Origin of the sequence: Staphylococcus sp. GDY8P45P (assembly GCF_017892745.1) — a bacterium.
GTDB classification, from domain to species: domain Bacteria; phylum Bacillota; class Bacilli; order Staphylococcales; family Staphylococcaceae; genus Staphylococcus; species Staphylococcus cohnii.
The window spans coordinates 677,406-688,515 of record NZ_JAESLS010000004.1; the positions used below are offsets into that span (position 1 = coordinate 677,406).

At 31.4% G+C, this 11,110-nt stretch carries 11 protein-coding genes; 9 read left to right on the forward strand and 2 right to left on the reverse strand.

All coding sequences use genetic code 11. The annotated features are described in order from the left end of the window. Positions 1-11 precede the first annotated feature (11 nt). The 3 genes from KA873_RS03485 to KA873_RS03495 all read left to right on the forward strand — a co-directional run bounded on the left by KA873_RS03485 (position 12) and on the right by KA873_RS03495 (position 3,724). A complete protein-coding gene (locus KA873_RS03485) occupies positions 12-1,046 on the forward strand; it encodes a FecCD family ABC transporter permease (RefSeq protein ID WP_107383885.1) in 1,035 nt (344 codons plus the stop codon). Continuing rightward, complete coding sequence (locus KA873_RS03490) at positions 1,043-2,005, forward strand: FecCD family ABC transporter permease (RefSeq protein ID WP_107386484.1); 963 nt, start codon at positions 1,043-1,045, stop codon at positions 2,003-2,005. The genes KA873_RS03485 and KA873_RS03490 overlap by 4 nt, the downstream gene beginning before the upstream one ends. Before the next feature lie 345 nt (positions 2,006-2,350). Further along, complete coding sequence (locus KA873_RS03495) at positions 2,351-3,724, forward strand: YjiH family protein (RefSeq protein ID WP_107505111.1); 1,374 nt, start codon at positions 2,351-2,353, stop codon at positions 3,722-3,724. 98 nt (positions 3,725-3,822) lie between these two features. Here KA873_RS03495 and KA873_RS03500 read toward each other — a convergent pair whose 3' ends face one another. Together KA873_RS03500 and KA873_RS03505 are read right to left on the reverse strand one after the other, a co-directional pair. Next, the gene (locus KA873_RS03500; RefSeq protein ID WP_107385333.1) at positions 3,823-4,140 is read right to left on the reverse strand and encodes a heme oxygenase; all 318 of its coding nucleotides are present in this window, start codon (positions 4,138-4,140) and stop codon (positions 3,823-3,825) included. A gap of 184 nt (positions 4,141-4,324) precedes the next feature. Further along, the gene (locus KA873_RS03505; protein ID WP_107385334.1) at positions 4,325-4,585 is read right to left on the reverse strand and encodes a SunI/YnzG family protein; all 261 of its coding nucleotides are present in this window, start codon (positions 4,583-4,585) and stop codon (positions 4,325-4,327) included. 176 nt (positions 4,586-4,761) lie between these two features. Between KA873_RS03505 and KA873_RS03510 the strand changes: the two genes are divergently transcribed. The 6 genes from KA873_RS03510 (at position 4,762) to KA873_RS03535 (ending at position 10,726) form a co-directional block, all read left to right on the forward strand. Further along, positions 4,762-5,262, forward strand: a complete 501-nt coding sequence (locus KA873_RS03510; RefSeq protein ID WP_107386485.1) for a metal-dependent hydrolase — start codon at positions 4,762-4,764, stop codon at positions 5,260-5,262. A gap of 115 nt (positions 5,263-5,377) precedes the next feature. Beyond that, complete coding sequence (locus tag KA873_RS03515) at positions 5,378-6,565, forward strand: UTP--glucose-1-phosphate uridylyltransferase (protein ID WP_107385228.1); 1,188 nt, start codon at positions 5,378-5,380, stop codon at positions 6,563-6,565. An 18-nt stretch (positions 6,566-6,583) separates the two neighbouring features. After that, on the forward strand, positions 6,584-7,267 hold the full coding sequence (trhA, locus tag KA873_RS03520; RefSeq protein WP_107385227.1) for a PAQR family membrane homeostasis protein TrhA: 684 nt from the start codon (positions 6,584-6,586) through the stop codon (positions 7,265-7,267). A gap of 247 nt (positions 7,268-7,514) precedes the next feature. Further along, entirely contained in the window at positions 7,515-8,858 is a 1,344-nt protein-coding gene (gene sdrM / locus KA873_RS03525) for a multidrug efflux MFS transporter SdrM (protein ID WP_107505110.1), read from the forward strand. A gap of 186 nt (positions 8,859-9,044) precedes the next feature. After that, on the forward strand, positions 9,045-9,500 hold the full coding sequence (locus tag KA873_RS03530) for a SepA family multidrug efflux transporter (protein ID WP_107385225.1): 456 nt from the start codon (positions 9,045-9,047) through the stop codon (positions 9,498-9,500). Positions 9,501-9,661: 161 nt separating this feature from the next. Continuing rightward, entirely contained in the window at positions 9,662-10,726 is a 1,065-nt protein-coding gene (locus KA873_RS03535) for an Mrp/NBP35 family ATP-binding protein (protein WP_107385224.1), read from the forward strand. Positions 10,727-11,110: the final 384 nt, after the last annotated feature.

The following is an 11,110-nucleotide window of genomic DNA, read 5'->3' on the forward strand; positions in this document are numbered from 1 at the left end:
GTGAACGGTAAATGACTAAGTCTAATAGCATTAACCAAACCAAAACTGAAGACAAGAAAAATAACAAACGCACAGCACTCACATTTATTGTGAGTGTGTGTGCGCTTTTTGTCATTATTTATTTTAATTTAAGTATAGGCGCATCTCATATTACTTTCAATGACTTTAATGATTATTTTTTTGCGCATTCACAAACGAAACAAACTTTTTTAATACATAATGTACGAATACCAAGAATGTTAGCTGGTTTATTCATAGGTGCAGCGCTAGGGTTAGCAGGATTGTTAATGCAAGCGATGACTAGAAATCCTTTAGCTTCTCCTCAAATATTTGGCGTGAATTCAGGTGCATCTTTCGTGATTGTATTGATTACTATGATTGTGCCATCGTTGTCATCTTATGCAACGATATTAGCTTTTATAGGTGCCTTTATAGGTGGTCTAACTGTCTACGCTTTATCTGGCTCAACTAGAGGGATGACTCCAATTAAGTTAGCGCTTGCCGGAATGGCAATCCATTTATTTTTTTCAAGTATGACACAGGGTATTATCTTATTAAATGAAGATGCAACATCAACAGTGATGTTTTGGTTAGTAGGATCTTTATCTTCGATTACATGGACACAAGTATTAGGTATCTTGCCATGGTTGATACTTGCATTTATCTGTACAGTTATCATAGCTAAACAATTGACAATCATGGAATTAGGTGAAGATTTGGCCACCTCATTAGGCCAAAATGTTAAATTGATAAGAATGATCATTGGTATCTTAGTCATTGTGTTGGCAGGTACTTCTGTTTCAATCGCAGGTCCAATTGGTTTTGTAGGACTGATAGTGCCACATATTGTTAAACACTATATTAAAACAGATTATAGATTAATGGTGCCTTTAACGATGATTATCGGTGCAAACTTATTATTATTATCTGACGTTTTAAGTAGATTGATTGCCTTTCCTTTTGAATCACCTGTAGGTATAGTAACGTCATTTATAGGTGCTTTTTATTTCTTAGCATTTACAATAAAAGGGGTGAGAAGGCTATGAGGCGTCCATTCATATTTCGCTATTTGTTAGTTACAGTATTGTTATTGATTGCGTCAATTGCGTCCCTTTCAATAGGTGCTGTTTTAATCAATCCGTTTGAAGCGGTAAATAGCCTTTTTACGCAAAATAATTTTATAATTAACGAGTATAGAGCGCCAAGAATGTTTTTGGCATTAATTGTAGGTAGTAGCCTTGCTATTTCCGGTGCATTGATACAGGGCGTAGTAAGAAATGCTCTGGCTTCTCCTGATGTGATAGGTATTACCAAAGGTGCAAGTTTATCTGCCGTTACAATTATCATGTTATTTCCATCAGCGCCTTTATTCATATTGCCATTTGGATCATTTGCAGGCGCATTAATCATAAGTTTAATTTTAACTATATTAATATCAAGATTTAATGTAAAGGGCTCTAAGTTAGCATTAATTGGTTTAGCGATAGGTGCAATATGTACAGCAATTGTACAATATATGCTCATACGTAACCCGCTTGACGCTAACACGGCATTAGTCTGGCTAACAGGTAGCTTATATGGTCATAGTATGTCAAATGTGTGGGTGATATTACCTTGGTTTATTGTTGCGTTACCGGTGATATTTTATTATTGTCATCAACTAGATATTTTGACATTAGGAGATGAGATAGCGATTGCACTCGGGGCAAAAGTGAAAAAGGTAAAAGCAATTCTTTTATTTTTAGCTGTCATCCTAGCAGGTGCTTCAATATCAGTAGTTGGTGGACTGAGCTTTTTAGGTCTCATTGCACCTCACATAGCTAGACAATTAGTTGGTCATAAACATAAGCATATTACGCTTATGTCTGGCTTATTAGGTGCTTTAATTTTAATGATAAGCGACAGTCTAGCAAGAGGCATCCATCCGCCAATTGATATTCCTGTTGGTGTCATTGTCGCAATTGTTGGTGTACCATATTTTCTATTTTTATTGAGAAAATTATAAATTTAATATATAAAAGATTGAAAACGAAAGCGCTTTCATTTAAAGTAGAGGCTGAGACAACATGCATTTGTACCAACCTCACTTCATATTGACAGAAAATGACTGAACTGAAAACGCGCTTTAGATTAAGTTTTTCAATTCTAGTCAACCTTATCGGGGTGGGACGACGAAATCTATTTAATAAAATTAGATTTCTGTCCCACTCCTTTTATTAGCTATAAAAAGAAATGACATTAAAAAGACATTAAAATTTGATTTACATATTTATACAAAATAGGTTATAATTATTGCTGTTGCTTTTTAAAGTGTTTATGAAAATATATACACACCTAAGGGGTGAACGAAATGGACGATTATAGTAAAGCACAAATTATCAAAGGAAGATTAAAATTCATTTTGATGTCAGTTTTGGGGATTATTCTATTTTTGATTCCTATAACCGTGACTGAAGATGGTGAAAAGCAAACGACTTTACCAGTGGCATTTTTAGCAGGTCTATTAAAAGATTTATTAGGTGATGCGATGCCAGTGATTATTGTAATAATAATTACTATTTCAGGTGTTTTATCTATCATCTGTTCGACGGTATTGAAAAATAAATTGAAACCTGATGGATTAATGAATAACGCATTTAATGTAAAATTTGTATGGCTTATTTTAAGGGTTTTAGCCGTTATTTTTGTCTGGATGACATATTTGAAAATGGGCTCAAAAGCAATTTATTCAACTGATACTGGTGGTTTAGTGTTCGAAAGTTTATTACCAACGCTTGTATCTGTGTTTTTCTTTGCGGCACTTTTTTTACCTTTATTAATGGAATATGGCTTATTAGAATTATTAGGACCGATTTTCAGACCAATCATGAGACCTCTATTTACGCTGCCAGGACGTTCGACAGTAGATAATTTAGCATCATTTATTGGCGATGGGACAGTTGGAGTTTTAATAACAAGTAGGCAGTATGAAGGTGGATTTTATTCTAGACGTGAAGCGACAGTGATAGCCACAACTTTCAGTGTAGTATCATTAACATTTGCAATTGTTGTTGCAGAAACAGTACATATGCAAAATCATTTCTTTTATTTTTATTTATCAGTAATCGTATCATGTATTGTATGTGCCTTGATTTTACCTAGAATATGGCCATTGAGTAAGATTAAAGATGAATATTCCAAAGAAGTATCTGAGGAAATGAGAACTGAGAAGTTACCTGAAAATAAAACTGCGTTGAGACATGGATTTGATATGGCTACAGAAACAGGAATTAGAGCACCAGGATTCAAATCGTTCTTTAAATCTGGATTTAAAACTGTTATAGATATGTGGTTCGTTATATTACCAGTTGTAATGAGTGTTGGGACTTTAGCTACAGTCATTGCGACTTATACTCCAATATTTGCAATCATTGGTAAACCTTTTGTACCTTATTTAGATTTATTGCAAATTCCAGAAGCTACACAGGCTTCAGAAACAGTTTTAATAGGTTTTGCTGACATGTTCTTGCCTTCTATTTTAATTGAAGGTGTGGGCAATGACATAACATTGTTTGTCATTGGTGCTTTGAGTATTACGCAGTTGATCTATTTATCTGAAGTTGGTGGCGTCATATTAGGATCTAAAATACCAGTTAGTATTTTTAAATTGTTTGTTATTTTCTTGATTAGAACAATCATCGCTTTACCAATTATTGCTTTAATGGCACATCTTTATTTTAATTAAATAAAATAAAACACACATGAACTCATATTTGAAATTTTTAGAGGTAACCTACCTTTAAGTCATTTCTCATATTTGTAAATGTGTGTTTTTTAATTAGATTAGTGAAGTTCTGTTAAAACAGTAGCTTTGACAATTTTATTTCCTAAAATAGGAGATGGCTCATCTTGTTGGGAATTATTGTTTTGACTATGCGCTTCTTTAAAAGCGTCACTTTTTAGCCAACCGTTGAAAGCTGCCTCATTTTCCCACCAAGTATTAACATACATTTGGTCGTAATCTGCTTCGTCATCTATTAACCACACTTCAATATGATGAAAGCCATCTAAATCTTGAATTTTTCCGCCTTGTGTAAATTTTGGTGCTAGTTTTTCAGCAAACCCTTTCTTAACATCTATTCTATTAGTAACAACATACATGTTATTCACCTACTTTCTAATTGATATTTTTAGTATAGCATTTAACTAAACCTTTATATGATTGAAAGCCATTGTTCAATATTCACTTACTCTGTATATTGAAAAAGAAGTGAAATTCTATTTATCAGAATTTCACTTCTTTTTATAATCAATTAGATTTATTAAATTAAACTTTTAGTGATTATTATTTTGTAATTTCATTATAAACTTTTTGATCATTTTGCGTGTATATAATGTATTCATGATTATCAGTATCAATGATAACACGATTTGTTTTTCCAAATGTAGAACCAATACGTGAAACTTTTTCTCTATCTAATTTTGGAACTGCATGGATATTTTGATCTTGAGAAACATTTTTAATTTCACTTGTTGGAATCTTAATATCAGCGACTCTCCATTGAATTCTTACTTCATTGTTATCTTTTTTTACTGTCATTGCCATATCGCGAACACATCCTTTAAATTATTTATAGCTATAGCATACAATAAAAAGTAATCGTTTTCAAGTGATTGTGTGATACTTTTAATCATTATGTCATACTATTTTATTTTACGAAAGTATGTTCGCATTTTCTATAATTTTATGGTAAAATTTAGCCGAGAAAAGGGGCAATGCACATGACAGGTAAAACACACACATCATGCGGTTTATTAGTAGGCGCATTAACTATAGAATATTACCAAACAGATTTATTTACATCGATTACAATTATGACGCTTGCAGTTATATCAAGCTTATTACCTGATATTTGTCACACGCAAAGCAAGGTTGGAAGACGTTTCAAAGTATTGAGTTTTTTAGTTCGTATACTGTTTGGTCATAGGACATTTACACACTCGTTATTATTCCTTTCTATAATTAGTATCCTTTTATATTTTATTCAAACACCAGAGTATTATTTGGTTTCAATTATCCTTGGTTTGCTTTCACATGTTATACTAGATATGTTAACACCTAGAGGTGTAAAATTATTATATCCAATACCGTTAACGATTAAATTCCCCTTAGTTTTTAAAACAGGTGGCTTAGTAGACTTATCGTTAGCAGGCGCGCTTTCAATAGGTGCGCTTTACGTATTATTCAAATCATTTTTTAATAATCTCTTTTTAAATTTTTAGTGATTATGGTTGTGATTATAATTGTAATAATATAAAGTGCATATAGTGAAATTATATATTCCTATTAGATATAAGATATTATTTTTATCTATTTTGAATATAAAGGAGAGAGAACATGTTAGATAAGAAAGAGTTAGCAAAGTTTAACCAAGAACATCTAATAGAATTTGAAAAATTAATGAGTAATAATGAAAAAGAACAATTAGCTAGTCAAGTTGATCAATTAGATTTAGCTTACATTCAAGATTTATATCGTGATTTGTATTTAAATAAACAAATGATAGATGATATATCTTCAGTAAATGAAGTGAAATACGATATAAAAGAAAATTTTTCAGATGAAGAAATTAAACAATTTGAAGATGTTGGCATAGAAGCAATTAAAAAAGGTAGATTTGCAGTAGTTTTAATGGCAGGTGGACAAGGCACACGTTTAGGATACAAAGGACCTAAGGGTGCATTTGAGATTGAAGGTGTGAGCTTATTTGAACTACAAGCACGTCAATTATTAGAATTGAAAGAAAAAACGGGTGTTTATGTAGATTGGTATATCATGACAAGTAAAATAAATGATAGTCAAACCCAGTTGTTTTTTGAAGAAAAAAATTATTTTGGATATGACAAAGAACATGTACACTTTTTTATTCAAGATAATATCGTCGCATTATCTGAAGAAGGCAAACTTATTTTAGATGTTGATAGTTCTATTTTGGAAACTCCAAATGGTAATGGTGGCGTATTTAAATCACTCAAAAAAGCAGGATATCTTGAAGATATGACAGAAAATGGTGTTGAATATATCTTTTTAAATAACATTGATAATGTTTTGGTAAAAGTGCTAGATTTATTTTTTGCAGGTTATACTTTCCAAAATAGTATGGATATTACAACGAAATCGATTCAGCCCAAGCATGGGGAAAGCGTCGGAAGGTTAGTTACAAACGAGGATAAAGATACAGTGCTTGAATACTCAGAATTGGAAGCAGAAACTGCAAATCAATTAAATAATGCAAACATTGGTATACATATGTTTAAGCTACAATTTATTAACACTGCTGTAGATAATCATTTGCCATATCATTTAGCAGTAAAACAGCTTAAACAATTGGACGATGATTTTGGCGTTATTGAAAATCCTGCTTTAAAATTTGAATTATTTTATTTTGATATCTTCCAATATGCTCATAGTTTTATAACATTACAAGTACCGAGGGACGAAGAGTTCTCACCATTAAAAAACAAAGAGGGCAAAGATAGTGTGGAAACCGCTACAGCTGATTTAAAACGTTTAAATAGGATCTAAGAAAAGGTGATTACACTAATGACTAAACCATTAGAGATTAAAAGCAATAAAGTCACTAAATCATTTAAAAACATCATACCATTAACTTTTGGAGAAGAAATTGGTAATGCAGTATCACATGGCGTAGCTGCCTTTGTTACTTTATGCGCATTGCCATATGCAGCATTACAAAGTTATTTTGCACATGGTGTTTTAGGCTCTTTTAGTGTTTCTGTCTATGTAATAAGTATTTTTTTAATGTTTCTATCTTCAACGGTCTATCATACAATGCCTAATTATTCTTCACATAAATTTATACTTAGAATCATTGATCATAGTATGATTTATATTGCCATTGCTGGAACCTATACACCAGTGTGTCTAGTACTAGTAGGTGGTTGGATAGGCTGGACAGCAATGATTGTTTTATGGGGTATAACGCTTTGGGGCATACTCTATAAATCTTTAGCTAAACATGTCAATCATAAGCTTAGCTTAACGATGTACTTAGTGATGGGATGGATTGGCATAATATTTTTACCCACAATTATTTTCGATACTAGCTTGAAGTTTATGTTATTTATACTATTGGGCGGTATAGCCTATACAATAGGTGCGTGGTTCTATGCGCAAAAAGATAGACCTTATTTTCATATGATTTGGCATTTGTTTATTTTAATAGCTTCTGTTTTTCACTTTATAGCTATTTTATATTTTATGTAATCATTGAATAGATGGACCATTTAAATGTAAAGTATGATTATTTTACAAAATGAATAGGATTAAAAAAGCACTCAAATAAGGGAGCGAGAAGTAAATCAAAAAGGTTCATTTGATTATAATTCTCGCTTTCTTTTTAATCCCTTTTTATAGGGCAAAAGAAGTAATTTGCAGCAAACCTATTGAACTTAGGCACAATTAGTGATTTAGTAATGATTGATAATGAAAGTATCGTGTTAGGAGATTAATTATGAATATAAAAACATTTGGTGTTGTTGTTGCATTAATATTAATTATGTTTATGTCTGCAATTGAAACATCAATCGTTTCATTAGCATTGCCTACTATAAAAGAAGATTTAAATGTGACTGGTTCAATATCACTCATATTTTCAGTCTATTTTATAGCAATTGTAATTGCTAATCCAATTGTAGGTGAGTTGTTGGACCGCACTAAAATCATATACATAACACTATTAGGATTAGTCTTTTTTACGATTGGAAGCTTTTTTTCAGGTATAAGTAGTACATTTGGTATATTAATTATCTCGCGCTTTATTCAAGGATTAGGTGCAGGAATAATGATGGCTTTGAGTCAAATAGTTCCAAAGCTTGCTTTTGCAATTCCATTAAGATATAAAATCATGGGGATTGTGGGCAGTGTGTGGGGTATATCAAGTATCATAGGTCCCGTCCTAGGCGGTGGGATTTTAGAATTTGCTACATGGCATTGGTTATTCTTTGTCAATATACCTATCGCTATCATTGCGATGTTATTGGTAGTATTTACATTTCATTTTGAACATGAACAAACGACAACTTCACATAAATTAGATATTAAAGGGCTTATGTTATTTTATCTGTTTGTTTTCTTTTTAATGTTTACAGTAATGAATAGCAGTCATTGGTATTTAAATTGTATTTCGTTTATTGTAGCGATAGCTATGGGTATGATCTTAATTAAAAATGAAAAGGGCGTAGCGGCTCCATTTTTCCCTGTTAAAGAATTTAACAAAACAATTATACTTGTTTTCATCACAGATTTTTTATATGCAATGATATTGATGGGATATAATTTATATATGCCGATATATCTTCAAGAAGAACTCGGACTATCACCATTACAAAGTGGGTTTGTTATTTTTCCAATTTCCTTTGCTTGGTTAGTGTTAAATTTCAACTTAAATAGGTTAGAAGCAAAAATGTCTAGAAAAGGCTTGTATATATTTGCTTTTACATTATTAACAATATGTGGCATTTTTATATTTGCAGGTACAAAAACACCAATATTTATAGCGTTTAGTTTATTGCTGGCTGGTATTAGTTTTGGAACAGTTTATACGAAAGATAGTGTAATAACTCAAGAAGAAACTTCCCCACAGAATATGAAGCGTATGATGTCATTATATACATTAACAAAAAGTTTAGGTAATTCTATCGGCTCTACAATTATGGGTACGGTTTATGGTTTAACAATCGCATTTATTCATTTACCAATACACAATGTGATTTTACTCAGTTTTATCATCTTAATCGTACTGTTTGTACTTTGGAATACACTGTATAAACAAGATGATCGCAAATTCAATTCTTAGAATAAAAACAAAAAGTTATATGTATTTTAATTATTAAGCAAGTATTGAAGTTTAGTGAATTTTAATACTTGCTTATTTGTATTTGGGTGTATGTTGTTATAATGGTAAAATAAGAAACAGTTTTTAATTAAGGATTAATGTGAAATAAGCAGAAAATAAATTAGGTGAAGGGGAGGACAGTAAGCAATGAAATATATAAAGTATTTATTTACGACGCTTATTGTGCTTTCGGTATTTATCATTTCTGGCGCTATATTTTTAGCATTCTTAGGATTTGGCTTATATGGATTAAGCCGTATCCTTATATTTTTTCATCTAGCATACTTTGGTTATAATAAAAGCTTTTATGATAACTTAATTTATTACGGCAGTTATATCGTATTAGGTTATTTTACTTTATTTATTATTGAGAACTTAATGGATTATTTCAGAAAAAAATTACCAGATAATCCCTATTTTCAAGGAATAACTTATCATTTAATAACATTTGTTGTTACAACGTTATTATTCTATTTTATTGTTCACATTCATTATGCATATATAGATATTGATTTTTGGGTGATTGTTGTAATTATGGGTATTCTATTTATATGTAAAGAAGTCTTTTATCCTGATAGCAAAAATCTTAATCAGAATAAATAGTTGATGATATAAGTGCTAAGAGGTGGTTAAGTGACCGTTGAGCTAACTGCTTTTGTATTACCAAGATTATATTTATACTAAGTGTAAACTACTTAAGCAAAATTAAGTTATGTTTGTTAGAATATTAGTGGATATATTTATATAATAGAGGGGGACGCTTTGTGTTAACGATAGAGCAAGTTAAAGAACTTGTTGGAGAACTTAAGGATCCAATTATTAATGTTCCTTTAAAGGAAACTGATGGAATCGTAGAGGTAACAACAAAAGATGAGATAGAACATGTAAGTGTTAAAGTGGCTATGGCTCAATTAGGAGGACAGCCACAGTTAGATTTACAAATGGCTATTGTGGAAGTGCTTAAAGAAAATGGCGCGAATACTGTTGGAATAAGATTTGAGGAATTACCGTCTGATGTTGTTGAACAGTATAGAGGTAACAGTGATGACCAACCGCAAACAATAGAAGGTTTACTATCAAAGGATAATCCTGTTGAATTTATAGCAATCGCATCTGGTAAAGGGGGCGTTGGTAAATCCACTGTAGCTGTAAACTTAGCCGTTTCATTAGCAAGGGAAGGTAAAAAAGTTGGACTCGTCGATGCTGATATATATGGTTTCAGTGTTCCAGATATGATGGGTATAGACAAAAAGCCAGAAGTGGATGGCAAAGAGATTATACCAGTTGAGAGACATGGAGTTAAAGTCATTTCGATGGCATTTTTTGTAGAAGAAAATGCGCCAGTTATATGGAGAGGACCTATGTTAGGTAAAATGTTAACTAACTTTTTTGTTGAGGTACGTTGGGGAGATTTAGATTATCTTCTTTTAGACTTACCTCCAGGTACAGGTGATGTCGCTTTAGATGTTCATACAATGCTACCATCTAGTAAAGAAATTATTGTTTCTACGCCGCATCCGACTGCAGCTTTTGTTGCAGCAAGAGCAGGTGCAATGGCTAAACATACAGAACATTCTATTTTAGGTGTTATAGAAAACATGTCATACTTTGAAAGTAAAGAAACTGGTAATAAAGAATACGTGTTTGGTAAAGGTGGCGGTGAAAAGTTAGCTGATGAGTTGCAAACAGAACTTTTAGGTCAATTACCATTAGAACAGCCATCATGGAATCCAAAAGATTTCGCACCTTCTATTTATCAAGCGGATGATCGACTAGGTAAAATATATCAATCAATGGCAAAACAAATCATCGACAAAACAAAAAAATAGATTATTTATAGAACTGGGTAGAAATTTTTAATTCTGCTCAGTTTTTCTCTTGCAATTTTTTGAATTGCTGTTAGAATAATTTCTTGTGACCAATGAAAGCACGATTAAGTAGCTTGAAAAGTTTGTTGCAAAAATATATTTAAACTATTGACTTTTTATTATGAAGTTGATAATATATAAAAGTCGTCAAAACGGCAAAACATTATTTTAAATAAATTTTTAAAAGTGTAAAAAATATACTTGAAAAAAAGATATTAATAATTTAATATTGTTAAAGTAATGTTAAATGATTGTTAAGCAAATGAAATCTTTGTTGACAAAGTGTAAACAAAGATGATATAGTAGTAAAGCAATTATTTATTTAAATGAACATTGAAAACTGAA

What these genes read in the sequence shown, in the direction of transcription:
- KA873_RS03485 (WP_107383885.1), top strand. Translation starts at nt 12, where the DNA reads ATGACTAAGTCTAATAGCATTAACCAAACCAAAACTGAAGACAAGAAA.
- KA873_RS03490 (WP_107386484.1), top strand. Translation starts at nt 1,043, where the DNA reads ATGAGGCGTCCATTCATATTTCGCTATTTGTTAGTTACAGTATTGTTA.
- KA873_RS03495 (WP_107505111.1), top strand. Translation starts at nt 2,351, where the DNA reads ATGGACGATTATAGTAAAGCACAAATTATCAAAGGAAGATTAAAATTC.
- KA873_RS03500 (WP_107385333.1), bottom strand. Translation starts at nt 4,140, where the DNA reads ATGTATGTTGTTACTAATAGAATAGATGTTAAGAAAGGGTTTGCTGAA.
- KA873_RS03505 (WP_107385334.1), bottom strand. Translation starts at nt 4,585, where the DNA reads ATGGCAATGACAGTAAAAAAAGATAACAATGAAGTAAGAATTCAATGG.
- KA873_RS03510 (WP_107386485.1), top strand. Translation starts at nt 4,762, where the DNA reads ATGACAGGTAAAACACACACATCATGCGGTTTATTAGTAGGCGCATTA.
- KA873_RS03515 (WP_107385228.1), top strand. Translation starts at nt 5,378, where the DNA reads ATGTTAGATAAGAAAGAGTTAGCAAAGTTTAACCAAGAACATCTAATA.
- trhA (WP_107385227.1), top strand. Translation starts at nt 6,584, where the DNA reads ATGACTAAACCATTAGAGATTAAAAGCAATAAAGTCACTAAATCATTT.
- sdrM (WP_107505110.1), top strand. Translation starts at nt 7,515, where the DNA reads ATGAATATAAAAACATTTGGTGTTGTTGTTGCATTAATATTAATTATG.
- KA873_RS03530 (WP_107385225.1), top strand. Translation starts at nt 9,045, where the DNA reads ATGAAATATATAAAGTATTTATTTACGACGCTTATTGTGCTTTCGGTA.